We start from the raw sequence: 23,414 nt of genomic DNA on the forward strand, positions 1-23,414 counted from the left end.
AGAACCCAATGACCCTGGGTGCACGGTGACCAGCACGTATTTCCGTGCCGCTCCCACAGCCACCCGTTCGCAGGCCGCAGCCTCACGGCCTCATTGGGGACCGGGAACATCCGGGCACGTGCCGACTCCATCACGACCGCCCCTGCCAGCAAATAGGCGCGAGTCGAACCCGTCAACGTCACCGTAAACCTGCAGGTGATGATGAGAACGAAACAGAGAGCCTATCCATTTATCCGCCGTCTTCGCCCAGGCTGCTTTTTCGCAGTTCAAGAGCCCTAGAGGATCGCTGGCGACAGGGGAATTCGGGACGTACGCGTGAGGGTTTGGCGCAGACGTCAGCCCCAGGGGGTGAGGGGAGAGATAAGCGCCGAGCTCGGGATCATAATAGCGGTGATTGTCGTAGTGCAGCCCTGTTTCTTGATCGCAATACTGACCGGGAAATCGCAGCGGGGTGGTCGCGGTGTCGCGCTGCCGGGAGAGTTGCCCCCACAGTGTGTGCTGCTGGTTGCCGACGATGGCCCCGTCGGGTGAGACGAGCTCGACCGGCGTACCACTCAGGTCCGTGACTACCGAGTAGAATTCTTCGTCGATTCGCTCATCTTCGGAATCTGCGCGGACAACGGTTCGCGAGGCCTGAGTGAGCGGGATTACCGAGTCGTTCCGGTAACTCCATGTGGTGACCTTCTGGCTATCGCCATGAAGGTCCTCTTGCTCGGCGAGAACTCCCCCATCCCACGAGAACCGCGTCTGCTCAATTAGCCGGCCGTCAGCGGAAAGGTGACGCTTGCCGATGCGGCGGCCAATGGGGTCGTATTGATAGTGCCATTTACTACCGTCGGGGAGGGCGACAGAGAAAAGCCGACTCTCAGCGTCCCACGAATAGCGCCAAGTCTCAGGATCGCCGGACATCCGTGTTCGCGTCCGCGTTATGACGCGCCCAGCGGCGTCGTAGCGGTAGCGGATGTTCCCGGCCCGGGTGGTAAAGGTTCCGTCCGTCTCGCGGGGCCCTTGCGATGACATCTCCAGGGTTCCGGCAGCAGGACCAGCGGCCGAGGCCGGCCAGAAAGCGTTCACGATGTTGCCCGTGGGATCATAGTCGTACTGCTCCGACCATCCGTCACCTCGGCCAGTAACGGTGGTAACCCGCCCGGCGGAATCGAGACGGAACGCCCGGTCGCCAGTGAGCAGATCTTCCAAGCCCGTGACGAATCCGTCTGGGCTGTAGGTATACACGCGCCGTTGGAGCAGTTGCCCCGCGACCACGGATCCTCCCGAACTGGAGGAAGCAGCCGAACTGGTGAGGGCCTGAGTCACGAGGCGACCGAGTTGATCCCATTCCTGGGTGAGGACAGTTCCCTCCGGCAGATCCCGGTGGATTTCCCGGCCGGCGGCATCATATCCGAACCGCAGTTCCCTGCCATCGGCGGTGAGCGCCGAAGGCATTCCGGCGGCGTTGTAGACCCAGGCAGTACCGGCCCCGGACGGAGTGACGCGGCTCGTTACCCTTCCGGCCGCGTCGTAGGTCTTGGTGACCTTGCGACCGTTGCAATTTTCGGTGACCACCCGTCCGAGCGAGTCCCGGACGAAGACCAGGTCCACGTCGTCGTTTTTCGCTCGCAAGAGGCGGCCTGCCGGATCGTAGTCGAACGTCGTCACCGCGCCATCTGCTGGGTGATAAGACGCCAGCTTGCCAAGCAGGTTGTAGGCGAACGAGGCCTCATGGCCGCTGGCGTTCACACGGTGTACGAGCTGCCCTGCGGCGTCATACCAGTACTGGGTGGTAGCTCCGTTGTAATCGGTCTCCGCACTCAGCCGACCGGCGGAGTCCAACTCGTATTGCCACTTCAGCCCGCCGTGGGTTACCGATGTGAGGCGGCAGTTGTGGTCATACTTCAGCTCGCTGCGTGTGCCGCCCGGCCAGGAGATCGACACAAGCTGATCAAATGGCCCGTAAGTGTTCGACGTGACCGATCCCGTGGCGGAGATCCGGCGCAGCAGGTTCTCTTCGCCGTCCCAGGCCCAGGACTCGGTTGACCCGTCCGGCAGGGTCCGGGAGACAGGGAGGCCATCCGTCGTCCATGCATAGGCCGTTGTCCCGCCGTCGGAGCTCATGGCACGCACGACTCGCCCTAACTGGTCGCGCTCGTACCGGATCGTTTCACCAGTGGGTTTGGTGACGGTCACGGACATCCCGGCGGGATCACATTCCATCGTGGTGACCGTGCCATCCGCACTGGCTACCTCGGCGAGATGCCCTCGGCTGTCATACCCGTACTTGAGCACCGAGCCGTCGGGCGCGGTCAGTTCGGTAAGATTGCCGTTCTTGTCGAAAGCCTGCAGCCAGAAATTTCCGTCCGGCCCGGTAATCCGTACCGGGAGGCAGGCCTCATCGACTTCGACGTGGGATTCGCGCCCGTCTGGATTGGTTACCGAGACCAGGTTGCCGCGGTCGTCGTAGGCATATCGCGTGACCCTGCCGAGGGGGTCGGTGCGAACTGCGACACGGCCACGTCCATCGTATTCCGTCCGCGCCGTTTTCCCGATCGGGTCAGTGATCGCGGCGACCTGGGCAGACTCGGTGATCGCGTAGGAGGTGACATCTCCGTCGATGTCGGTCCAACGGGTGATGCCAGCCTCGTAGGCGAAGGCGCCGGATAGGGCACCGTTGGGGCCTTCTACGCGGACGCACCGGCCTTCGGAGTCGAAGGTGTAGTGGTAGGAGTAGCCGTTACGGTCGGTCCAGCCGGTCAGACGGCCCGCGCCGTCGTAAGTGAAGCGCCGCGGCAGATCGGAGGAGTTGACGACGCCGGACAGGTTCCCGGCATCGTCGTATTCGAAGCGGCGCAGGGGGATGTCCTCCTGGCCGTCGCGGCCGGCGAGGGCCAGCGCGGTGACGCGCTCGTCGGTGACCGATACCAGGACGCGGTAGCCGCCGGAGTGGACGATGCTGAGCGGGCGGCCGACCGCGTCGTAGCTGAAGGTGATCTCGTGGCCTGTGCGGTCCGTGACCGAGATCAGGGGCAGTTCGTCGTCTTCATATCCGGCCCGGCGTTCGAACTGCCAGGTGAGGCCGCGCTGCGGGTCGCTGATGGCGTAGGAGCCGTCCGGGTTCTGCCGCAACGGCCATGCGGGGCCGGCTACCGGGATAGCGGGGGGATCACCGGCGCTGCCCGGGGACATCCACGTCACAATCTCCCCGTCCGCGAACCTCGCGCAGATCCGTTCACCGGTCACCTGCAGGCGCTGGTCGAGGCTCGACATCCAGGACCGTCCGAACCACCGGCCTGCTCGGAAGGACGACCTGTGGGCACGCTTGAGCACGAGGGCCAGGACGCCGGGCAGCGTGACATCGATCTCGGCCAGAATGACGTCACCGGTCGCCACATCCACGAGATCGTTGACGTCAGGCATAATAGTCTCCACCCCTGCCTCGCTGATGGTTTTTTGTTCCCATTTATCGGCTTCCTCAAGCTTTGCTCGCCGGTGCCGGTGGCGCACTTGCCGACGTAATACGCGCAGCGACAGCGGCCGACCGGACAGATTCAGATAGGCCGTGGAGCACCAGGTGTCGGTGTTGCCCGACACGCACTTCGCCGCCGGGCCGGCCAGGGCGCCGGCGTGCGAGAAGGCGTCGAGCCCCGCAGCCGGAACCTCTCCGAAGGCCTTGGCCACGCCCAGGCCGCGACCGTCCTCAGGCCGACGACGAGCGGATAGCCGTAGAGCTACCGAGATCTCACAGCTACCGACCCTGCTGACCGGTTTCACCGGACGACGGCACCAACCCTCGCAGCGGCGCGAAATCGTGCCAGGGATCTTGCAGGGCCTGACCCCACGTCGCCTCGTGCCCCCGGCGCCGAAGCCTGAAGTAGACCGTGCGCCGAACGGAATCGCCCGTGTTGTTGCCGCCATTGTGGCCGAGGAGGTAGTGCTTCAGCAGCATATCGCCCGGACGACCGCGCACCATGTCTCGCTCCGGCAGCTTGACATTCGGGTAGGTCGTGAAGGCCTCGGGTCCGCGCTCGCGGAAGAGTTGTGCGTGATCGCGGTGTGTTCCCGGCCAGACGAAGAGGTTTCCCGTGTCATCGCTTGACTGGTCGGTCAGGAAAAACCCGGCGAGCATGGTGAATGTCCATGGGGGATCACCGGGTTTCCTCCCCTTACCGCCGTCGATGTGCGGCTTTTCCCGGGCGTCCTTGAAGGGCGGGTAGGTCAGTGCGGTCTGTACTGTCTCGGGAAACTCCAGCGCGCCGCTCCCGGTGAGTCCTTCGGCGAGCGAGAAGGCTGAGGTGTCACGCAACAACGCCGCAAGCACCGGCGCTTCCTCCAACTGCTGGAACCTGTAGACCACCCCAACGTGCCCTTCCACCGGCGGCCGGGCGCGTACCTGCTCATCGACCGCCGCGTTGGCAGCGGCTATCAGGTCCGGCGGCACGACATCCGGGATCACGATGTAGCCGCGCTCAGCGAATTCTTCCAGCTGTTCACGAGTCAGCACCCGTTTCACGCTCAATGCCGCCTGCCGGTCACGACTCTTCGGCATGGCTTCGGTCGGATCAGCCACGGAATCTGCCACCCACCCCTCTGTCACGGCTGCTGTCTCGAGTACCCTGCCGATGCTAGGTCGCGTGAGGAGGGATCTATATCCCTCGGTCTGACAGTTGCCTGCGGGGCGGGTTCAAGCAGTCCCAAACTTCCGTTCCGCCCACCCGCCGGGACCGGCGCGCCCTGCCCGTCGCCCTCGACAAGATGGCGAGCGTGCCCGAGAATCTCAGCGACATCCCGCGCGCCGAGGCGTTCAAGCGGCTCGGCCGGCGCCTGCACACCTTCCCGTCCGCCGCGCTCGCGTGCGCGGTCGCCCGTGGCGAAGTGCCCGCGGCATCGCTCGCCTCGCAAGTGTCGGCGCGGTTCGCCGAGGGCAACGTCATCGGCGCGGTGAGTCTGCTCGGGGCCGCGCCCGGCATGCTGCTGCGCCAGGTCGACCGGGCCGCCGTCCGGCTCGACCCGGCCGCGGTGCGGCAAGGTCGGGCGTGCGGCCACGCAGAGCTCCGGCCACGTCCTGCTCTCGCTTCGCGAGCACCTGGCGCACCGAATCGACGAGCCCGCTCCGTACGCGAAACGGATCTTCTCCGGGCACGGTGGACACGCCTGGATGACGCCGGACACGCACCCGCCGCCGCGCTCATCGGGATCGGCCGCCGACTGCCCGAGACCGCGCACCTGGTCGTCGACCCCGAGGTCCACCCCCGTCGCGCTCCCGCTCGCCAGCAAGCCGACCGAGGCCGGGTTGCGGGTGTTGCCGTGTGGCTCGCGCGCCCGTCGAGCTCATCGAATCCGGGCTCGATTCCTCCATTGCCGATGAGCGCGCCGGCACCGCCGCGGCGCAGTGACCGGCACGCCCGCCTTTCACGGGTGAAGTAGCTGGATTCGCGCCGCGAGGGCGATGAGAAAGCCGAGAAAGGCCAGGATCGCGGCGGTCGAGCGCAGGACGCCGGCCCGATGCCGGCGCGGGTTGATGCGACCGGTCATCAGGAAGGAGAGCAGCAGGCAGTCAGCTGAAGTCTTTGACGTGGTCCTCGGCCCACTGCCGGAACGAGCGGGCCGGCACCCCGGTGACCTCCTCGACGGCGGACGTCACGACGCACGGAGCCGCCAAGAGCTCGGTCAGGGTCCGGATGAGGAATTCCGGCATCTTCGGCTCGACGTCCTCCGGAGCCAACTCGACGACATCGATCGGCCGCCCGATCACCTCTCCGATCGTCTCGATGTACTCCTGCTGCGTCAAGGCTTGCGGTCCGGTCAGCCAGTACCCCTGCCCCTCGTGCCCGGTGCCGGTCAGGGCGCGGACCGCCACGTCGGCGATGTCGCGTTCGTGGATCGACGCGGTGCGCCCGTGCAGGAACGGAATACGCAGCACCTCCCCGGACCGGATCGCCCGAGCAAAGCTGAGCTGCTTGGTTGCGAACGTGGTCGGGCGGAGGAAGGTCCACGCCATTCCGGACTCCTGCAACGCCTCCTCCACCACGGCATGCATCTGCGCGCTCCGGCTTTGCCGCATGGCGGGTTCGACCACGGAAGCCGACGACAGCAACACGACGTGTTCCACCCCGGCCGCCCGCGCCGCGCTGACGAACTCGGCGACGCCGTCCGGGTTGGCGTACAGGAAGACCTTCTTGACGCCCTCGAGCGCCGCCGGCAGAGTCTCCGGCTCGTCCAGGTCGAGGCGGACCATCTCGACAGCGTCCGACAACTCCCCGGTCCCCGGCGTCCGGCTGCTCCCGCGGACCGAGGCTCCGGCGGACAGAAGCCCAGCCACCACATGGCTACCCACACTGCCGTACGCGCCGATGACAAGAACAGACATGGCATCTCCAAGGGTTAGCGGGTCGACGTTCGAACGAATCGCCGCCGATCGACAGTATCCAAATATCTCAGCAGCAGCAGGCTCTTCCCCGACCAGGCTCGATCGGAGCTGAGCTGCTCGACAGCCTTGATATAGATCCCAGTGATGCGGCGCTCGGTGGCGTCGGCGCGGGTGGCTCCCGCCGCGACCAAGGCTGACGGCTGGACAGGAACGTTAGCAGAAGACAGGAAGACGCATCCATCGAGGACGTTGCCGAAGCCGATCGAGTTGACACAGCTGCGGCTCGGGTCATCGATGATTACCTGCTTCGCCACGCGGACGTCGTTGAGTGTCTCGAGCAGGCACACCACGTTCGCGCAGTTCGTTCAGCACAACGACGTGTTCGGCACCCAGGTGCCGACCGACTCGCGCCAGCGGCCAGCCGAGGTTGTAGAGATGAATAGCGTCGTCGACCTGGCCGGGCGACAGGCCACGCCGGCTCCCGGCGCCGTAGCGAACAAGCAGGAAAGCCGCCGATGCGTACGTCTTCTCGCCATGCCCGGAAATCGGGAAGAAGCGGCGGCAGGCAGGCCGGGTCCTGGCGCAGCCGCACCGGGAGGGTCTCCAGGCCGTGCATCAGGGTGCCCGCGCGCCAGCGGCGGGTATCCGGGTCCACGGTCGGGCGGATGGCCGGGAAGCGGTCGAGCAGGGCGCCAACGGCGACCTCCGCTTCCAGGCGGGCAATCGGGGCACCGACACAGTGGTGGATTCCGTGGCCGAACGCGACGTGGCCGGCCGCCGGGCGGGTGATGTCCAGCCGGCCGGGATCCGGAAAGCGCTCCGGGTCGCGGTTCGCGCCCAGCAGTGAAACGCCATCGAGACGAGTTCGACTTCGGACAGCGAGTCGCCCTCGCATGTCCTTGCTCAGCCGGGGATCGATGAGCAGCTGACGCGCCCCGCGTACCCGCTGACCACCCACACGGGCTGCCCGCGCGGCGACCTGACGAGGCTGACCGGCCCTGCTGGCGAAGCAGGGCCTCCATCTCGTGCGACTTCTGGACGAAGTCCTCGTCCAGCTCGGTCAGCTGTCCTGCCTGCCCATGCGCGTACCCCCGAGTAGCTCTCAGCGTTCGCCGAGCGCGGCGATCACCCGCTCGGACACCTCGGTCGGACCGTCGACGTCGAGGAACAGCGACGAGCGCGCCCATGCCCGCTCAGGTGAATCGGTGGGTGGGGTGGCTGTGGGTTGTTAGTCGAGGTTGCGTAGGGCGGGGAGGACTTGGTCGGCGAAGGTGTTGAGGAATCGTTCCTGGTCGTGGCCGGGGCCGTGGAAGACGAGGTGGTTGAAGCCGGCGTCGACGTACTGCTTGATTTGGGTGATTGCTTGGTCGGGGGTGGAGGCGACGATCCAGCGTTTGGCGACGTGTTCGATGGGTAGTTCGTTGGCGGCTTTTTCCATTTCGACTGGGTCTGCGAAGCTGGCTTTCTGTTCGGGGGTGAGGGACAGGGGGGCCCAGAAGCGGCAGTTTTCCAGGGCTCGGGTCGGGTCGGGGTCGTAGGAGAGTTTGATTTCGATCATTTTGTCGATTGTGTTGGGGTCGCGGTTTTCCTGGTCGGCGCCTGCTTCGACGGCTGGGAGGAGTTTTTCGGTGTAGAGTTCCATGCCTTTGCCGCTGGTGCAGATGAAGCCGTCGCCTTTGCGGCCGACGTATTTGGCCATCACGGGGCCGCCGGCGGCGATGTAGATGGGGACGGGTGTTTCGGGCCGGTCGTAGATGGACACGCCGGTGGTTTGGTAGTACTGCCCGTCGAAGGTGACGCGGTCTTCGGTCCACAGCTGGCGGATCAGTTCTACGGCTTCGCGTAGGCGGGCGAAGCGTTCTTTGAAGTCGGGCCAGGTGATGCGTGCGACTGCGACTTCGTTGAGGGCCTCGCCGCTGCCGATGCCGAGCGCGATGCGGCCGGGGTAGAGCAGTCCGAGGGTGGCGAAGGCGTGTGCCACGACGGCGGGGTTGTATCGGAAGGTGGCGGTCAGCACGCTGGTGCCGAGCTGGACCCGCTCGGTGCGTTCCCCGACGGCGGCGAGCCAGGACAGGGAGAACGGCGCGTGTCCGCCGTCGTGTCGCCACGGCTGTAGGTGGTCGCTGATCCAGACGCTGTCCAGGCCGTGGCGTTCCGCGCTGACCGCGTACTCGACGAGCTCGCGCGGGCCGAACTGCTCGGCCGACGCCTTGTAACCGATCTTCAGTGTCATGCTCCATTGATAGGCCAAATTCAGAGGGACCCATATCCCCCGGCCTGACGGTTGGCGGTGCAACACCTCGTAGCAGCGGGTTCGGCCTGGGCTTCGGCGATGGGGGTCGGGGCTGCCGGTGTAGCTGATCTGGCGCAGGCTGGACACGTCGGCGACCGCCCGTAGGACGACGCCCGATGGAACGGGTCAGCGGCGCGGTGATCAGCAGGTCCGCCTGACCGCGCCGCGATCCGGATCGGCATCGAATCGGGCCAGCGGCGCTGAAGGAGGCGGCGGAGAAATAGAGCGGCGGGAACGAGCGAATCACCCCGGTGGCAGTCGACTCGCCGTCCGCGCACCCGGCCGGGCGCGGTCGCTGCCGATCAGGCCTACTCCTCGCGGGCGAACCGCGCGGCAGGGACGGCGGCCGACCGGTGAGCCATGACGCTGCCTGACCCGGGCCGCGGAGGTGGCGTCCGATGGGCAGACCGGACGCCGCTGCCACTCACCTCAGGCCGGTGAGGTGGGCGCCCGGCCAAGATGCCGGGCGAAGAACCGGGCCGCGCTGTCAACCTCGAACCTGGGCACTTCATGGTGCTTGCCCGCGTTGGCGTGCAACGTCTTCTCCGTCGAGGCGAAGGCGTCGAACAGCGCGAGGCCGGCCTCGCGTGGGATGTCCTCGTCGTCCCACTGCATGTCGAACTCGATCGGGACGGTGATCTGCTTCGCCTTCTCCGCCAGGTCATCGGGCCAGTGCAGGCCGAAGACCGCGGCCGTGATCCTGGGCTCGACCGCCACCAGCGGCACCCCGATCGCGGTGCCCAGGTTGATGCCGAAGTAGCCCACCGGCCCGTCCGCGCCGATCTCCGCAAGCTCCTGAAGCGCGTCCAGGGTCGCCCGCCACTCCGGCACGGCCAGCTCCGCCAGATACGCGCTGTAGCGGCGGGCACCCGGACCTTCAGGCTCACCCGTCGCCCTCGCCGCAGCCAACGCGGCGACCTCCTGCTCGTCGTGCGCCGTACGCGGCCGGTCGCCGTGACCGGGCGCGTCGATGACGGCGACGTGAAAGCCGCAAGCAGCCACGAATCTCTGCGCCCGGCCCGCCATCGCCGGATGCCTCTTGTGGTTGCCCCCACCGTGGCCCATCAGCACCAGCGGTGCCCAATCGGCGCCGGAGGCCGGCGACCAGAGAACGCCCGGCACCTCGCCCACGACGAAGTCGCGCTCCACCACGCCCTTCGCCGACGACTCGGCGGTGAACTGCAGAGAATGCATAGGTGTTGCCTTTCGAGAGATCAGCGCTTTGTCACCGGCGCGGGCCACGGTGCCGGTGTCCTCGCGGACCTGATCCCGACCGATGTTGTTCGTCCGCAACCCGTCCGGTGTCCACCACGCTCCCGCCGAAGGCCCTCCGGCGACGACTGCCGCCTCGCGGCGGTCCGGCGAGAGCCCTGGTAGTCCGCGTGACTAGGTGAGAAGCTCGACCACCGGGGCGAACTTCTCGAGGAACACCGCGTTCACGGTGAAGGAGGAGAAGCCGAGGGTCTCGCGGCGGCGCCGCAGTTCGTCGGCCATCTCCTGCGGGCTCCCGCGCAGGATGTTCAGCGAGTCGTGCTCGATGAGCGTTTTCATGTCGGTCCGCAGGAGACGCGGAACCCAAGGCGGTGCCTCGTCGCCGATGACGTAGATCGGGGAGACGAACTCGAGCTTCTCGGCCCGGTCCCCGGCCTGCTTGCGCACCTCCGCGACCCGTTCGGCCATCTCTTCCCGGGTGGTGAACGGGCTCGCGGCGAGCGTGACCAGGTCGGCCTTGGCGGCGGCCAGGGCACGGGCCTTGGGACCGCCGGCGGCGATGAGCACCGGGGTGTGCGCGTCTCCGTCGAGGGCGCGCAGTTCGTCGATCGTCTTCTCCACCTGCGCCAGGCGTTCCTTGGCCGGCGGCGTCTGGAGGCCGAGCAGCTTATCCGCGTCCTCGAGGACGAAAGGCCGGCCCGTCCCGATGCCGAGGTCGAATCGCCCGCCGCTCAGCGCCGACAGCGTGTGGGACTCCCATGCCGCCATACGCGGCAAGCGCAGCGGGCCGGCGAGCACCCACGTTCCCACCCGCAGCGTCGTGGTCGCCCCGGCCGCGAGGGCGAGGGCGGGGAACGGCGCCGGCGCAGTCAGGACGTCGGCCATGAGCAGGGTGGTGAACCCGAGGTCTTCGGCTTGCCTGGCCACGCCAAACCACTGCTTCTCGTCCTTTGGCTCCGAAATCACGGAGAACTTGAACGGCTTGTCGGTCATGGGCGAAACCCTGTCCTTTCGTAGAGCGGACCCCATCGGGCACCGGGGCCGCCCCCCGATCGCGGGCGGGGCAGACACCGGATCCGGAACTCGGATCAGCTCCGGTGCGTACGCGTGGGGATAACCCGCGAAACCCTCTCGGCCCGCATTCAGCAGGTTAAAAGCGGCTGCGCCGGTCCGGCATCCCTCAGCTTGGTAGACGCCTCGACGCCACCGCTGGACCCGGCACCGTCGGCACCGCATGTGGGAGATTGCGCGATGCTACGCCGCGCCGCTATTGTCGTGGCTGACCGTGAAGTCGTTGTTGGGAGGTGAGACCCGTGAACGCAATCACCTATGGGTGCTCCCTCAGTCCGTCACGGTCCGGCGGCTGACGTTCGGTGTCGCCGGGAGCGCCTGAGATCGTGGCACTCCTGGAGGGAGACTCCGATGGACATGAAGCCTTTGATATCTGGCCTGGGCGAGAACGCGGTGGTGGTCACGCGTGTCGCGGACGGGCAGTGGCATGCGCTGCATGACGATGTGGTTGTTGGCCGTACGTGGGCGGAGCATCGGTCTGATGGGCGTTTGTTCGTCAGCATTGATGCTTGGCATGACGCGACCTTTGATCGGCTTGCCGGGGTGGTGTTGGGGGAGTTGCCGGCGCCGCTGTACACGGTGGTTGATGAAGCGGATGTCGGGTTGACGGCGTGTTGGCGGCGTGCTGGTTTTTCGGTGCGGCGGCGCGAGTGGGAGTATTCTGTGCCGACCGACTTGCGGGTCTGTGGGCTCGGAGAGGTTTTGTTGCCTTCGGGCGTGACGATTGTGCCGGCTGGTCAGGTGGACGAGGGTCTGCTGCGGGCGGTGGACCGTGCGATTCGTGACGAGGTTGAGGCGACCGTGGGGTGGCAGTCGATGCCCGCGGAGGTGGTTGCCCTGCCTGAGGGTGACACTGTCGGCGACTTGTCGAAGTATGCGGTGGCGGTGGGGTCGGACGGTTATCTGGGTCTGATTCGGGTGGTGACGGTGAACCGGCCGCGTATCGGGTTGGTCGCGGTGCGGGCCGGTGAGCGACGTCGTGGGATCGCGCGGGCGCTGTTGGCTCATGCGCTGGGGGCGTTGCACCGTTCTGGGTTCGTGGAGGCCTGGGCCGAGGTGCAGGAGTCGAACCAGGCGGCCTCGGCGTTGTTCGAGGGCTTCGGGGCCCGGCCGGTGAGCAGTAACCTGGAGTTGGTCCGATGACGAGGACCAGGAAGGGCGTCGAGGTCGAGGGTCGGGTCGTGGAGTGCCTGCGCAGCGGCATGTTCACCGTGGAGCTTGAGAACGGCTACCGGGTGCTCACGCACATCAGCGGTAAGATCCGCCAGAACTTCATCAAGATCTATCTGGAAGACCGGGTGTTGGTCGAGCTCACGCCGTACGATTTGACGCGCGGCCGGATCGTGTTCCGGTACCGGAACTAGCCTGGCGACGGTCGACACCTTCCGCGGTAGCTGATCCCGGATCCCCGGTCACGGCCTTTCCGTGACCGGGGACCCGATGATGGTTCGCACGGCTGCGGCGGGGGCGATTTCCCGCCGACCCCCAGGTGACGCAGGAACGGGTAACAGCGTCCGGCCCTCGAGCCGGACGCCGATCACGTTCATCACTTGCCGAGCCGGCGGAACGGGCACGCGCTCGGACGGCGAAGCGACGGCACAGTCCGGGCTGACCCTGGGGAACCGGCCCGGACGGCCGCATTGCTCAGGCTTCGGTGCGAGGCTCGGTCCGCGCTGCTATCCGGCGGCGTCGTCGAGGAGCCACAGACCGTCGATGTCCACCTCGATGCGGGGAGAGAAAAGGACCCGGCGATGCGGTTCGTCGATGCCCAAGGGGACCGGCACGGCGAACAGATAGTAGGCCGGTACGGCGCAGCAGGTGAATTGCGCAGCCGCGTTCGACGCATTCGGGTGAAGCAGTGCGGCATGCTCCGCCCACCGACGAAGAAGATCTTTGAGCCAGAAGCCCGCCATTTTCCTTCGCTTTCCGGAAATCGGGGAGGCCTACTCGCCGCCGTCGAGCGGATACGCGGGGCCGGCACAAACCGGTGACGGAATTGCTCGCGCGCCCAGGCGCCCCGCAGGCTCGCGGCCCGCGATCACCAGGGCGCCCGGATTGACGATCGCGCCGGCCGCCGAGAAGCGGAGCGCGTGCCCGGCCCGGATGAGGCCGGCCGCACTCCCGCTCCGGACGGCGATCATGTTCACCGCCGCGACGGTGTCGCCCCGCGTGTCCCTGCCGTGGTCCTCTGGTTCCCGGTCAGCGAGAATTCCGAGGTTCGGCCCGTTCAGCAGCAGTATCTCGGTCATCGGGCGCCTCTCGATGTGCCGAGCGTGGATGGCGCTGGCCATGTGCACTATCGTGGCAACCCCTCGGTGGCGAAGACAACTACCCGGTCTGACAGTGTCAAGCTGCGGTCTCGCCGCGATCCCGTATCCCACACAGGATCAAGTCTGCAATTCGCGTAATATTGGTCAGCTTTCGTTCATTTGCGAATTTCGCCCACTTGGCGTTTCTTTGATCTCGCCCGTCGCCGCCAACAACTGCGCCACCCGATCTGCCCATACCCGTCAGATCTGACAGAAATCATAGCCGTCAATACAAATCGATGCTCACCTTGACACGCCGCAGCCGCGCGGTATCGTCGTCCATGACTGCTGGGGACGATCATTGATATGCGGCAGTGCGTCTCCCCTGGAAGATTGATTTGAGTTGTGGAGGTTGTTCGGGAATCGAGTTGCGCATGATGTCTCAAAATGTGCTTGAAGACTTCGGGGAGTTCGATTGGGCATTATGGGTCTAACTGCGTCTGGTCTCTCTACTCACAATTGCATCAATCTTGAGATTTTGCATACGGCTGGTTCGGTTTGGCTTGAGGGTGATGTTGTCTCCGCTATCTCTTTGGCTGAGGCGGCGGCGACGGCCAGGTGCCGGCGGGGTAGCGAGTGCTGCACGGCGTTGGCGAGCCTGCAGCTCGCGTTGCTGTTGACCAATCTTCGGCGTATCGATGAGGCCCGGCATGCGGTGCGCCAAGCTGCCGCGGCGGTCGACGATCCCGCTATTGATGCGGTGACGGCGCTGGTCAAAGCCAAGATTGCGCTTTGTGACGGTCGTATTGATGAGGCCGGGAGTTTGTGTGGCTCGGGGATGCTTGTGGCGAACGACCCGCGTTACGCGTCGTGGGCTCCGATCGGGAACATGGTCCGCGCGATCACCGCGATGCGGCGTGGTGAACTCGCCACGATGATCCATCATGCCAATCAGCTCAAAGAGGATGTGCTTTTCGGCCGGGACCCCTTTCCCTGGGCTTCGCCCGCGTGGCTTGTCGTGCAGATCATCGAGGCGGAGAAGGGTTGGGAGGTCGCGGTGCCGCTCGCCCGCGCGCTCCTCGAATCGGATGCGTCGACTCGGGGTTTCCTGTTGTCCGAGCCTACGGCGGCGTCGTTCGTCGTGCGTATCCTGCTGCGGGCGGGTGACCGGGAAACCGCCGAGCGGGTGCGGCGTTGCGCGGCGGCGCTCGCCGCGGAGAACCCGGACATCCACGCCATCGCGGCCGCCGCCCTGCACCTCGAGGCACTGCTCGAGAAGGACGTGAACCTGCTCCAACAGGCCGTCGCCTCCGGCTGTGACACGTGGACCCGCGCCTCGGTGAACGAGGACATCGGTGATCTCCTGTCCGAGAGCTCCGAAGAGTTCCGGCAGGTATGCACGCACTACGAGACGGCCATGCGCTCCTACGCGGACGTGGGTTCCCCGCGCGACTCGTCTCGGGTCCGCAGCAAGTTGCGGCGCCACGACACGTCGAAGGCCGCGGCGAGGTTCTGGCCCAGCAGCCGGATCCCCGCGCTGACCGACACCGAATACGCGGTAGCCGAACTGGTCGCGGGAGGACTCACGAACGCCGAGGTCGCCGGCAAGATGTTCCTGTCTCGCCACACCGTCGCCTTCCACCTCCGCAAGATCTTCCAGAAGGTGGGCGCCAAGTCGCGCATCGAACTCGCGGTCATGTGGAAGCAACTGGTCGGGCGGGAAAGCCTGGACATCTCATGCCACTTCTAGCGTCGTGAGCCGTTCACGCGGGTGCAGCAGCGGGCGAGGGATTCGACGATCTGGTCGGCGGGCCTGGTCCACACGGAGGGCTTGGGATCGTTGTTCCAGGTCTCGATCCAGTCGCGGATGTCGTTGTTGAGGGCACGAACCGCGCGGTGGGTGCCGCGTTGCAGTTTCTTGGCGGTCAGTTCGCCGAACCAGCGTTCGACGAGGTTGAGCCAGGAGTTGCTGGTCGGGGTGAAGCGCCGCAGGACGAGGCCACTACCAGCGAAGACTCCGACTTCAACAGGTGCGGCTGGGAGTACTAGCAGTGTGCGGGATGCCAGGGCACTGCGGTCCGGAAGTACCGTGTCCGCTGAGTATCGCGGTACCCGGCCGTATGAGAGAAGTGAGCTTTCATGGGTGTGACCCAGTCCGAACGGACATTGTCCAGTTTTCTCGCCTATCTCGACGGGTTGCGAGCGCGTGGCGACGTGCATTTCGACGAGAAAGTGCAGGCGTGGCACGTGCTTGGTTACCACGACACCCAGCAGGTGCAGACCGATCCGGTGACCTTCTCCTCCGTGGTCGCCCCGCTGGCGCCGAAACAGGAAGACTTCGACCTGTCCAACAAGGGCAACTTCCTCCGGGCGGACGATCCGGAGCACCGCCGGCTGCGCGGCATGGTCAGCAAGGCGTTCACCCCGAAGATGATCGCCGACCTGGAGCCGCGCATCGTCGAGATGACCACGCAGCTGCTCGATGCCGCCGATGCCGGCGGCGACCAGTGGGACTTCATCGGAGAGCTGGGCTACCCGTTGCCGTTCATGGTCATGGCTGAGCTGCTCGGCATCCCCGACGCCGACCGCGCGTTCCTCCGGAAGCTGTCCGACACCTTCGTCGAGGTGCAGAGCTACGAGCCGGAGGAGTCGCTGGACGACCAGGAGGAAAGCGCGGTCAACAACGTCGCGCCGCTGCTGCGTGAGTTGAACCAGTACCTACTGGAGATCCTCCGCGCCCGCCGCAAAAACCCCGGTGAAGACCTGGCCGGGAGGCTCATGACGGTTGAGGTCGACGGGGTGCGGCTGGACGAAGAGGAGGCCCTCGGTTTCCTCAACCTGCTGGTCGCCGGCCACCACACGACAACCGCCGCCCTGGGCAACACGGTTCTCGCGCTGGACGAGAACCCCCATGTGTGGGACCAGTTGCGGGCCGATCCGGCGCTGATCCCGGCCGCGATCGAGGAGTCGGTGCGCTTCCGGCCGCCTTTCCCGCGTTCGGCTCGGCGGGCGACGAAGGACACCGAGATCGGCGGCCAGAAGATCCCGGCCGGTGCGATCGTCCTGGTGTGGCTGACCACCGCGAACCGCGACGACCGCGTCTTCGCCGACCCGGACCAGTTCGACATCCTCCGCAAGCCCAATCCACACCTGTCGTTCGGCAAGGGCATCCATCATTGTCTGGGCGCACCACTGGCGCGGCTGGAGGCGAAGATCGCGATGCGTCTCATGCTGAAGCGCTACCGCGACATCCGCGTGCGCGATGACGCCCCGGTCAACCTCCGCAATCCCTGGACGATGATCGGCGTCAACAAGCTGCCCATCGAGGTTCGCAGGTACTGAGCGGGTCGCAGGTGATTCCTCCTCTCGGCGCATCCGTCGAGTTGACGGGTTGGTGCCGGATCTATTGTCAGGCAGGGATAACGATGGATACGTTTTCGGCATGAAGGCGATCGTGTATTCGTTGACCGGCGGCCGTGAAGTTCTGGAATTCGTCGACCGGCCGGTGCCGGAGCCGGGTCCCGGTGAGGTCCGGGTCCGTGTCGTGATATCCGGGGTGAACCATTCCGATTGGAAGGCCCGGGAGTTCGGTCACCGGGGTGGCCCCTTGATGTTCCCCGAGGTGGTGCCGCATCACGACGGCGGCGGTGTGGTCGACGCCGTGGGGGAGGGTGTCGATCCGGCAAGGGTCGGGCAGCGGGTGTGGGTCTGGGAGGCGGCGTACAAGCGTCCTCATGGCACGGCCGCGGAGTACACCATCGTTCCGTCCCGCAATGCGGTGCCGTTGCCCGCGAACGTGTCTTTCGAGGTCGGCGCGAGTTTGGGGCTGCGGGCGGTGGCCGCGCACCGCTGTCTGCTCGCCGGGCAGCACGGTCCGGGCCGGCTGGGTCCGGGCGCACTGCAGGGATGCACCGTGCTCGTTGCCGGCGGCGCGGGAGGCGTGGGGCAGGCCGCGATCCAGCTCGGAAGCTGGGCCGGGGCGTCCGTGATCGCGACAGTCAGCAGCCCGGAGAAGGCAAAGCTGGCGGTGGCCGCCGGTGCGGCGCACACCGTCGACTACCGGTCGGACACCGTGGTGGAGGACATCCGTGCGCTGGCCCCGGGAGGGGTCGACTTGATCGTCGAGGTGGCGGCGACCGCGAACATCGGCACCGCCATGGAGGTCCTCGCCACGGACGGTACCGTCGCCGCGTACGGGACCGAGGGCACCAGTGAGCTGACGTTTCCGACGCGGAAGGCGATCGGGCGGAACCTGCGCTTCCAGTTCGTGATGGTGATGACGATGCCCGCGGTCGACAAGGACCTCGCGGCGGCCGACATCACCGACGCGGCGGCCGCGGGAGCGATCACCGCGGGAGAAGAGGCCGGGCTGCCGCTCCACCGGTTCCCACTTCACCGGACCGGCGATGCACAGGACGCCGTGCAGGCCGGCATCGTGGGCAAGGTCCTCGTCGACATCGCCTGAGCAGTCAGAGCGAGGGATCCCCGGTGATGTTGGCGTTCCTGTGGCTGCTGCGGGACCTGGGGTTCGACGCCGGCCTGATCGCCGGCACTCGATGACTACGCCCGCACCATGGCCAACGTGGACTGAGCCGTAGGCGTCGTCACGGCTGCTATGTTCGGCTCGGCGGTGTCTCTCGGGTGGTGGGATTCCCACACCGTTCGGGGGAGCTGCGCCTCTCAGCTCGGGCAAGTCGCATGGCTTGCCACCATCGAATCAGCAGACCGTTGCGAGATGAATGCGAGTGTGGTGAGTTGCGGATTCTCGGCGTTTCCGGATCGCTTCGCCAGGAGTCGTTCAACACCCGGCTCCTGGCGGCCGTGCGGCCGTTGGCCCCGGCGGGGATGGAGATCGACCTCTTCGACGGGCTCGGCGAGCTACCGCTGTACAACCAGGACCTCGACACCCGGCAGGGCAGCCCGGCCCCGGTTACCCGGTGGCGCGACGCCATCCGCGAGGCGGACGGTCTGATCATCGTCACACCGGAGTACAACAGCTCGATCCCGGGCGTGGTCAAGAACGCGATCGACTGGGCCTCCCGCCCCATCATGAACGCCGCGCTGCACGGCAAGAGCGTGCTGACCATGGTGGCCACCCCCGGGCGCGGCCTGGGCCGCAACGCGCTGACCGATCTGGGCCGCGTGCTGCACGACTGCCACGCGCACGTGATCAGCGGGCCGTGGGTGGTGCTCACCGAGGCGGAGGGCAAGCTCGTCGACGTGAAGGACGAGGAGCACGGTCGGCTCGTTCCCACCCTCGCCGACCCGGTCGCCGTGCGCATCGCCACGGTCCAGCTGAACGCGCTGGCCGCCGCGGTCGACGCGGGCGCCGGCGAGCATGGCGTCGCTCCGCTGCGCGCCTACTTCGCCGCCGGCCGAGCGCAGAACGGCTAGCCGAGCCCCGACCACGACCGTGCGTACCTGGTGTTGCGGGAGCACGCGGACAGCCTCGGCGATAAGGTCGCCTTCGAGGACGACAAGCGGACGGTCACGTACGGCGATCTGGAGGCGCGGACCCGGCGGCCGACGCGGGGCCTCGGTGTGCGGCGTGGCGGCCGGGTGATGATCTGCCTGCGCAGGCAGCGTGGAGACGATCGAGAGCTGACTGCCCTATCTTCCGGCCGACCACGGCCGGCGCCCGTAGAGCTCGAGGCCTTCCAGACGACCGGAACCGCGGGCAGCGTCGCTGCCGGCCGGATCTCCTACCTGCTCGGCCTACGGGGACCGGCGATCACCGTGGACACGGCTACTACTTGGGAGGTGTGCGGCCGTCGAACCGCGCACGTCCTTTGGCCTCGGCGAGGGTGATCAGCGCCACGCACCGGCTCGACGCCGCGAGCGCGTCCCGGTCTCCGGTACGCGCGAAGGCATCCACGGCGGTGTCGGCGAACTTGATGACGTGTTCGTCCCCGTGGCCGACCGCCTGGGCCATGGTGTCCTCGACCGTCGTGACGCCGTCGGTGTGGACGGCGAGGTCCGCGCGATCGGCGGCGTGCTGGGGTGTGCACGCGGCGGTCAAGGCGGCGCTCGCCTGCCACACGGCGTCCACGCTTGGTACCCACAGCTCGCGCGGCAGGGCCGGCAGCACGCGGAGGACCGCGGTCGGCGCCGTCGAAGCGTGGACCAGCATGACCGCGTGGCCGTGGCCGTAGCTCAGGTAGCGGAAGACCGTGGCGTCGATCAGCTGGGTCAACAGCGTGGGCACCTGCTCGGGATCGTCCACGGCCCGCAGCGCGCCGAGTGCCGGTTGCCAACCGTCGGTGGTCGGGAGCTGGCTGAGCCGGTAGGGAACGCCCTTCTCCTGGTCGGCGACAGGCGGCACGGCGGCCAAGGCGTCGGCCGGGCTGAGCGACCCGGGGCGGCGGGAGGGGTCGCCGGTCACCGGCGTCCAGCACGCGGCCCAGTAGCCCAAGGCGTTGGCGAGCTCCACCACGTACGGGTTGTCGGCGCTGCCGGCGGATCGCGACTCCGAGCGGGGATCCGCTTCGGCCGCCAGCAACGAGTGGACCACGTGCCCGACCCGGATCGCGCCGTGCGCCGTGCCGCCGGCGATGCCGGGCATCAGCCGCGGCCACCACGTCGCCAGCACTTCCCGCCAGGGACGCTCGGCGACTTCGCGGTGGAGCAGGGTCGTCCAGTCCGCCACCCGCTTCAAGTCGCCGAGGGCCTCCCGCCAGTCGTCCTCGGTGACCGGGACGAGCCCGCGCGGCGGTTCTTCCAGACGTTGCGTGTAGTTGTCGATCCAACGATGCACGGAGTCGGCGTGCCCGTGCCGGATCATGGCCTCGACGGCCATCGGGCCGTGGTTGCTGAGGTGGTGGCCGCCCCACTCCGGTCCCGTCTCCTGGAACCGCTGGTAGGCATCCAACAGGACCGACTCGTTGTCACTCATCCGGGTTCTCCAAGCTGGCGCAGAACTTTGTGTTCGACCCTTTTCGGATGCTAGGTCCGGCGCTCGCCGCGCACTATCCCCGACGTTGATAGTGGCATTCGGCGCGTAAGTCGCCGCTTTACCAAGGCGGGGGATGGCCAGGGCCCGGGCAAAGTCGTTGAATATTGCCGAGCCAGTTCGGCGGGCGGTTGCCGGCGGCGATGTTGGTGATCCCGGCGGCGTTTGGTGCGCCGATGGCACTGTGGGTTGGCGGCGATTCGCCCGAACGTCGACCCGCCAACCCTTTGGAGGAGCCTTGTCTGTTCTTGTCATCGGCGCGTACGGCGGTGTGGGCAGCCATGTGGTGGATGGGCTTCTGTCCGCCGGAATCTCGGCCCGGGGAACCAGCCGGACACCGGGAAGCTGCGAGTTGCCGGGTGCCGTCGAGATGGTCCGCCTCGACCTGGACGAGCCGGAGACCTTGCCGGCGGCGCTCGACGGCATCAAGAAGGTCTTCCTGTACGCCAACCAGGACGGCCTCGCCGAGTTCGTCAGCGTGGCGCGGGCGGCCGGGGTGGAACACGTCGTGTTGCTGTCGTCGGCTTCCGTGGTCGAACCGGCCACCCGGCACAGCCGGAGCGCGCAGATGCACGCCGTGGTGGAGGGAGCGTTGCAGGAGTCCGGGATGGCGTGGACCTTCATCCGCCCGACCACGTTCGCCAGCAGGCAGCTCCGCTGGGCTCCGGGAATCCGGTCCGGGGAGGTGTTGCGTATTCCGTTCCTGCAAGTGCCCACCGCGTCGATCCACGAACGCGACATCGCCGACGTGGCGGTCCGCGCCCTGACCGGCACCGGGCACGAGGGGCAGGGGTACTGGCTGACCGGACCGCAAGCCTTGACGCAGCGGGAGTACATCGAGACGATCGGAGAGGTGATCGGGCGGCCGATCGAGGTCGTCGAGTTGGCTCCGGAGGACGTCGAGCCGAAGTTCCCGGAATCCTTCATCCGGACCATGACCGAGCTCATGGCGGCTCCGTGCATCGTGATGCCCACCGTCGAGGAGATCACCGGGGTGCCGGCCCGCTCGTTCCGGCAGTGGGCCGAGGACCACGTCAAAGACTTCAGCTGACTGCCCGCACGGTGGGGGAGGTCGCCGTGCCGGCCGAACCGGTCGGCATCGAGTACGGCCGCCTGCTCGACGAGATCCGGGACCGCATCGCCGACCCGGTCGCGGTGGGGCACGGCGATCGCCGGAGCGCGGCGGGTCGTCCGCGTGATCGAGGCGGTCCCGCGATGGCCGGGGCCCGGCGATGGATGCGGTGACCGCCGTGGTGTTCGACCTCGACGGCGTGCCCGTGAACAGCCACGAGGTGACGAGCCAGGCGTTCTCCGTCGCGTACGCCGAGGCGGTGGGCTCGACGTCGGCGGCACGAAGACGGCACTACGCGCGGAGACCGGCGGCGGTCCGGCGCTGGCACGCTCGGCCCGCTGGACTGGCCGCAGGTTACGGGAGGATCTCGCCCGCCTGACAGCAGAGGTCGCGCGGCTGGCCACGCGGCTGTCGGCCGGGCTCCGCTCGGTCGGGGGGCCTGCCGGCGACGGCCGGCCCGGACGGGTCGTCTCGACCTGGCCGAACCGCCCGGAGTGGGTGAGGCTGTACATCCGGCGCGTCTTCGGCGAGCTGTTCGGCGGCGTGCCGATGTGCCGGTGGCGCGTCGTGGTGAGCTGACCGATGAGGCGTTGGCGGTGATCGCGCCGTTGCTGCCCGAGCCGGGTGGTGCGCGGGGGCGGCGGCGGGATCACCGTCACACGGCTCCGTCCGCCGCGCTTTGCGGCACCGCGGGATCGGGCACGTCATCCCGGAACGCTCGGACACAGTCGCCCGCCGGGCCGCCAAGGGCAGCGCCGGCGGGCTCTACCGGGCCAGCCTCGTCCTCATCGCCGCCATCATCTGGCTTCCATGATCGCCAGAAAACCTAGTTGCTGCGTCTGCTGGCGTCGAGGGCAGTCTGCTCCACTCGCTGGCGGTAGTCCAGCCACCATGACTCGTCGGCGGGGGGCAGATTGTCGTTCCTGGGCAGCAGCCCGGCCGCGCCGTCGATGAGTTCGCGCACGATGTCAGCGTGGCCGGCGTGCCGTTGTGTTTCCGCGATGACGTGGACCAGGACGTGGTGCAACGTGACCGCTGCGTCGCCCCACCACGGCACGCGGCCGACCTCATCCAGTGCAAGGGCTTCAATGGTGGTGTCGGCGTGGGCGATCGCGCGACGGTACAGTGCGACGATCTCCTCGCGGGTCTCATCCGCAGTCGCCCACATGTCGGCATTGATCTCCGCTCCGTCGCCGACGTACGCCAGCTCCTGCTCGAACGGTCGGCCGAACACGACGCCGAAGTAGAGGATCTCCATGGCCGCCGAGTGCTTCACCAGACCGAGCAAGTTGGTTGCGGTCCGGGTCAACGGACGCCGAATATCGTATTCGCTGAGCCCGTCGAGCTTCCACAGCAGCACGTCGCGGCCGCCCTTCAAGTAACTGTGCAGGTCTGCCTTCATCGCGGCACTATGGCATCCGGTTAGGTGTCGGCGCCGCCCCGGACGACGCCGCAGGCGCCGACGCGGCCCATCGAGTCAACCAATCCGTTGCGGTGCAACGCTTTGACGTACTTCCGGGACGGGAACTGGGCGGATTCAAGCGGAGTGCACGATCGTGTCGGTTGGTCTGCGCGACCGGGTCGCGTTGGACAGCGCCGCCCCGGCCAGGGACGCCTTCATCCGGAAGTCGATCGAGTAGTCGACGATCCGCCCGGAGTACCCGTCCTTGATCGCACAGAGGTAGAGCTTGCCCTCGCCGGTGGGGTGTTCGGTGATGTCGGTCAGCCACAACCGGTCAGGGGCGTCGGCGGTGAACCGACGGTGCACCAGGTCGTCGTGGTGGATGGCCAGGGCGGCGTTGATCACATAAGCGTCGTCGAGGTCACGTCGGGTAACCGGGGTCTTCTTCCACGCGTAGTAGGCCTGCTTGCTGAAGCCCAGCACCCGGCAGGTCACCGCGACGGGGATCCCGTCCGCGGCCAGGTCACCGATCAGCGGGTACATCATTTTGGGGAGATTTCTTCAGCGAAGTAGGCCGCCGCCCGACGCAGGATCTCGTTCTCCTGCTCGAGGACCTTGTTCCGCCTGCGCCCAGTCCCGAACATGGTCGAGATCTTCTTCGGCATCATCACCCGCCAGGCCATCAGCCGCGGAACCTTCACCAGCGTCCCGGACCTCGTCTACGCGATCCGCGTTCATCGACGCCTACAACCAAGGCTGCGAGCCGTTCAGCTGGACCCAGACCGCCGAACAGATCCTGACCAAA

The 23,414-nt window shown here is 67.2% G+C and carries 24 protein-coding genes and 3 pseudogenes; 12 read left to right on the forward strand and 15 right to left on the reverse strand.

From position 1 onward, the window contains the following. Positions 1-90: 90 nt before the first annotated feature. Both ACQPZO_RS19460 and ACQPZO_RS19465 read right to left on the reverse strand, forming a co-directional pair. A complete protein-coding gene (locus tag ACQPZO_RS19460; RefSeq protein ID WP_433342901.1) occupies positions 91-3,672 on the reverse strand; it encodes an RHS repeat-associated core domain-containing protein in 3,582 nt (1,193 codons plus the stop codon). 67 nt (positions 3,673-3,739) lie between these two features. After that, a complete protein-coding gene (locus ACQPZO_RS19465; RefSeq protein WP_433342903.1) occupies positions 3,740-4,561 on the reverse strand; it encodes a phytanoyl-CoA dioxygenase family protein in 822 nt (273 codons plus the stop codon). Positions 4,562-4,755: 194 nt separating this feature from the next. Here ACQPZO_RS19465 and ACQPZO_RS19470 point away from each other — a divergent pair, with 194 nt between their 5' ends. Beyond that, a complete protein-coding gene (locus ACQPZO_RS19470; RefSeq protein ID WP_433342905.1) occupies positions 4,756-5,418 on the forward strand; it encodes a hypothetical protein in 663 nt (220 codons plus the stop codon). Here the strand turns inward: ACQPZO_RS19470 and ACQPZO_RS19475 are convergent. The 7 genes from ACQPZO_RS19475 to ACQPZO_RS19505 form a co-directional block, all read right to left on the reverse strand. Next, a complete protein-coding gene (locus tag ACQPZO_RS19475) occupies positions 5,404-5,526 on the reverse strand; it encodes a hypothetical protein (protein WP_433342907.1) in 123 nt (40 codons plus the stop codon). The two genes, ACQPZO_RS19470 and ACQPZO_RS19475, sit on opposite strands and share 15 nt — an antisense overlap. A 22-nt stretch (positions 5,527-5,548) precedes the next feature. Beyond that, complete coding sequence (locus tag ACQPZO_RS19480; protein ID WP_433342909.1) at positions 5,549-6,361, reverse strand: SDR family oxidoreductase; 813 nt, start codon at positions 6,359-6,361, stop codon at positions 5,549-5,551. Positions 6,362-6,375: 14 nt separating this feature from the next. Then, a complete protein-coding gene (locus ACQPZO_RS19485) occupies positions 6,376-6,675 on the reverse strand; it encodes a hypothetical protein (RefSeq protein ID WP_433342910.1) in 300 nt (99 codons plus the stop codon). Further along, positions 6,660-7,256 (reverse strand): cytochrome P450, encoded by a 597-nt coding sequence (locus ACQPZO_RS19490; protein WP_433351089.1) that lies wholly within the window; start codon positions 7,254-7,256, stop codon positions 6,660-6,662. Before ACQPZO_RS19490 ends, ACQPZO_RS19485 begins: the two co-directional genes overlap by 16 nt. Positions 7,257-7,589: 333 nt before the next feature. Next, positions 7,590-8,594 carry a glucose-6-phosphate dehydrogenase (coenzyme-F420) gene (gene fgd / locus ACQPZO_RS19495; RefSeq protein WP_433342912.1) on the reverse strand — a complete coding sequence of 335 codons (1,005 nt, stop codon included), beginning with the start codon at positions 8,592-8,594 and terminating at the stop codon, positions 7,590-7,592. A gap of 489 nt (positions 8,595-9,083) precedes the next feature. Then, positions 9,084-9,848 carry an alpha/beta hydrolase gene (locus ACQPZO_RS19500; protein ID WP_433342913.1) on the reverse strand — a complete coding sequence of 255 codons (765 nt, stop codon included), beginning with the start codon at positions 9,846-9,848 and terminating at the stop codon, positions 9,084-9,086. A gap of 192 nt (positions 9,849-10,040) precedes the next feature. Further along, positions 10,041-10,859: an LLM class flavin-dependent oxidoreductase gene (locus ACQPZO_RS19505; protein WP_433342915.1), complete on the reverse strand. Its 819-nt coding sequence runs from the start codon at positions 10,857-10,859 to the stop codon at positions 10,041-10,043. 429 nt (positions 10,860-11,288) lie between these two features. Between ACQPZO_RS19505 and ACQPZO_RS19510 the strand changes: the two genes are divergently transcribed. Both ACQPZO_RS19510 and infA read left to right on the forward strand, forming a co-directional pair. Continuing rightward, positions 11,289-12,080 (forward strand): GNAT family N-acetyltransferase, encoded by a 792-nt coding sequence (locus tag ACQPZO_RS19510; RefSeq protein ID WP_433342916.1) that lies wholly within the window; start codon positions 11,289-11,291, stop codon positions 12,078-12,080. Beyond that, on the forward strand, positions 12,077-12,301 hold the full coding sequence (gene infA / locus ACQPZO_RS19515; RefSeq protein WP_387026654.1) for a translation initiation factor IF-1: 225 nt from the start codon (positions 12,077-12,079) through the stop codon (positions 12,299-12,301). The genes ACQPZO_RS19510 and infA overlap by 4 nt, the downstream gene beginning before the upstream one ends. A gap of 312 nt (positions 12,302-12,613) precedes the next feature. On the opposite strand, the gene ACQPZO_RS19520 is transcribed toward infA, so the two are convergent. Beyond that, a complete protein-coding gene (locus ACQPZO_RS19520; RefSeq protein ID WP_433342917.1) occupies positions 12,614-12,850 on the reverse strand; it encodes a hypothetical protein in 237 nt (78 codons plus the stop codon). 30 nt (positions 12,851-12,880) lie between these two features. Next, positions 12,881-13,228 carry a type II 3-dehydroquinate dehydratase gene (locus tag ACQPZO_RS19525; protein WP_433342919.1) on the reverse strand — a complete coding sequence of 116 codons (348 nt, stop codon included), beginning with the start codon at positions 13,226-13,228 and terminating at the stop codon, positions 12,881-12,883. A 607-nt stretch (positions 13,229-13,835) separates the two neighbouring features. On the opposite strand from ACQPZO_RS19525, the gene ACQPZO_RS19530 reads away from it, so the two are divergent. Beyond that, positions 13,836-14,936 (forward strand): LuxR C-terminal-related transcriptional regulator, encoded by a 1,101-nt coding sequence (locus ACQPZO_RS19530; RefSeq protein WP_433342920.1) that lies wholly within the window; start codon positions 13,836-13,838, stop codon positions 14,934-14,936. Here the strand turns inward: ACQPZO_RS19530 and ACQPZO_RS19535 are convergent. Next, positions 14,933-15,169 (reverse strand): annotated as a pseudogene (locus ACQPZO_RS19535) (IS630 family transposase); the annotation flags it as partial. The gene ACQPZO_RS19530 and the pseudogene ACQPZO_RS19535 overlap by 4 nt on opposite strands. A gap of 156 nt (positions 15,170-15,325) precedes the next feature. Between ACQPZO_RS19535 and ACQPZO_RS19540 the strand changes: the two are divergent. From ACQPZO_RS19540 to ACQPZO_RS19555, 4 genes are all read left to right on the forward strand, one after another. Then, complete coding sequence (locus ACQPZO_RS19540; RefSeq protein ID WP_433342922.1) at positions 15,326-16,528, forward strand: cytochrome P450; 1,203 nt, start codon at positions 15,326-15,328, stop codon at positions 16,526-16,528. Positions 16,529-16,628: 100 nt separating this feature from the next. Beyond that, a complete protein-coding gene (locus ACQPZO_RS19545) occupies positions 16,629-17,651 on the forward strand; it encodes an NADPH:quinone reductase (protein WP_433342924.1) in 1,023 nt (340 codons plus the stop codon). Between the two features lie 290 nt (positions 17,652-17,941). Then, on the forward strand, positions 17,942-18,580 hold the full coding sequence (locus tag ACQPZO_RS19550) for an NAD(P)H-dependent oxidoreductase (RefSeq protein WP_405106742.1): 639 nt from the start codon (positions 17,942-17,944) through the stop codon (positions 18,578-18,580). Positions 18,581-18,748: 168 nt separating this feature from the next. Continuing rightward, on the forward strand, positions 18,749-18,994 hold the full coding sequence (locus ACQPZO_RS19555) for a beta-ketoacyl synthase N-terminal-like domain-containing protein (RefSeq protein ID WP_433351091.1): 246 nt from the start codon (positions 18,749-18,751) through the stop codon (positions 18,992-18,994). Here the strand turns inward: ACQPZO_RS19555 and ACQPZO_RS19560 are convergent. Then, complete coding sequence (locus ACQPZO_RS19560; protein ID WP_433342926.1) at positions 18,936-20,078, reverse strand: questin oxidase family protein; 1,143 nt, start codon at positions 20,076-20,078, stop codon at positions 18,936-18,938. The genes ACQPZO_RS19555 and ACQPZO_RS19560 overlap by 59 nt on opposite strands. Positions 20,079-20,373: 295 nt before the next feature. On the opposite strand from ACQPZO_RS19560, the gene ACQPZO_RS19565 reads away from it, so the two are divergent. The 4 genes and pseudogenes from ACQPZO_RS19565 to ACQPZO_RS19580 form a co-directional block, all read left to right on the forward strand. Further along, positions 20,374-21,186 (forward strand): SDR family oxidoreductase, encoded by an 813-nt coding sequence (locus ACQPZO_RS19565; protein WP_433342928.1) that lies wholly within the window; start codon positions 20,374-20,376, stop codon positions 21,184-21,186. A gap of 26 nt (positions 21,187-21,212) precedes the next feature. Further along, on the forward strand, positions 21,213-21,380 hold the full coding sequence (locus ACQPZO_RS19570) for a hypothetical protein (protein WP_433342930.1): 168 nt from the start codon (positions 21,213-21,215) through the stop codon (positions 21,378-21,380). Further along, positions 21,377-21,586, forward strand: coding sequence for a hypothetical protein (locus ACQPZO_RS19575; RefSeq protein WP_433342931.1), 210 nt, complete (start codon positions 21,377-21,379; stop codon positions 21,584-21,586). The genes ACQPZO_RS19570 and ACQPZO_RS19575 overlap by 4 nt, the downstream gene beginning before the upstream one ends. 178 nt (positions 21,587-21,764) lie before the next feature. Beyond that, a pseudogene (locus ACQPZO_RS19580) lies at positions 21,765-21,863 on the forward strand (IS5/IS1182 family transposase); the annotation flags it as partial. 170 nt (positions 21,864-22,033) lie between these two features. On the opposite strand, the gene ACQPZO_RS19585 reads toward ACQPZO_RS19580, so the two are convergent. After that, positions 22,034-22,609 carry a DinB family protein gene (locus ACQPZO_RS19585; RefSeq protein WP_433342932.1) on the reverse strand — a complete coding sequence of 192 codons (576 nt, stop codon included), beginning with the start codon at positions 22,607-22,609 and terminating at the stop codon, positions 22,034-22,036. Between the two features lie 50 nt (positions 22,610-22,659). Next, positions 22,660-23,235 (reverse strand): annotated as a pseudogene (locus ACQPZO_RS19590) (DDE-type integrase/transposase/recombinase); the annotation flags it as partial. Positions 23,236-23,414 lie beyond the last annotated feature (179 nt).

It is taken from the genome of Micromonospora sp. CA-111912 (assembly GCF_050948415.1).
GTDB lineage: Bacteria > Actinomycetota > Actinomycetes > Mycobacteriales > Micromonosporaceae > Micromonospora.

Coding starts and splice junctions, on each gene's coding strand:
- fgd (WP_433342912.1), bottom strand. CDS start 8,594: ATGACACTGAAGATCGGTTACAAGGCGTCGGCCGAGCAGTTCGGCCCG.
- ACQPZO_RS19480 (WP_433342909.1), bottom strand. CDS start 6,361: ATGTCTGTTCTTGTCATCGGCGCGTACGGCAGTGTGGGTAGCCATGTG.
- ACQPZO_RS19545 (WP_433342924.1), top strand. CDS start 16,629: ATGAAGGCGATCGTGTATTCGTTGACCGGCGGCCGTGAAGTTCTGGAA.
- ACQPZO_RS19585 (WP_433342932.1), bottom strand. CDS start 22,609: ATGAAGGCAGACCTGCACAGTTACTTGAAGGGCGGCCGCGACGTGCTG.
- ACQPZO_RS19560 (WP_433342926.1), bottom strand. CDS start 20,078: ATGAGTGACAACGAGTCGGTCCTGTTGGATGCCTACCAGCGGTTCCAG.
- infA (WP_387026654.1), top strand. CDS start 12,077: ATGACGAGGACCAGGAAGGGCGTCGAGGTCGAGGGTCGGGTCGTGGAG.
- ACQPZO_RS19490 (WP_433351089.1), bottom strand. CDS start 7,256: ATGCGAGGGCGACTCGCTGTCCGAAGTCGAACTCGTCTCGATGGCGTT.
- ACQPZO_RS19525 (WP_433342919.1), bottom strand. CDS start 13,228: ATGGCCAGCGCCATCCACGCTCGGCACATCGAGAGGCGCCCGATGACC.
- ACQPZO_RS19510 (WP_433342916.1), top strand. CDS start 11,289: ATGGACATGAAGCCTTTGATATCTGGCCTGGGCGAGAACGCGGTGGTG.
- ACQPZO_RS19475 (WP_433342907.1), bottom strand. CDS start 5,526: ATGACCGGTCGCATCAACCCGCGCCGGCATCGGGCCGGCGTCCTGCGC.
- ACQPZO_RS19540 (WP_433342922.1), top strand. CDS start 15,326: ATGGGTGTGACCCAGTCCGAACGGACATTGTCCAGTTTTCTCGCCTAT.
- ACQPZO_RS19555 (WP_433351091.1), top strand. CDS start 18,749: ATGATCTGCCTGCGCAGGCAGCGTGGAGACGATCGAGAGCTGACTGCC.
- ACQPZO_RS19520 (WP_433342917.1), bottom strand. CDS start 12,850: ATGGCGGGCTTCTGGCTCAAAGATCTTCTTCGTCGGTGGGCGGAGCAT.
- ACQPZO_RS19500 (WP_433342913.1), bottom strand. CDS start 9,848: ATGCATTCTCTGCAGTTCACCGCCGAGTCGTCGGCGAAGGGCGTGGTG.
- ACQPZO_RS19505 (WP_433342915.1), bottom strand. CDS start 10,859: ATGACCGACAAGCCGTTCAAGTTCTCCGTGATTTCGGAGCCAAAGGAC.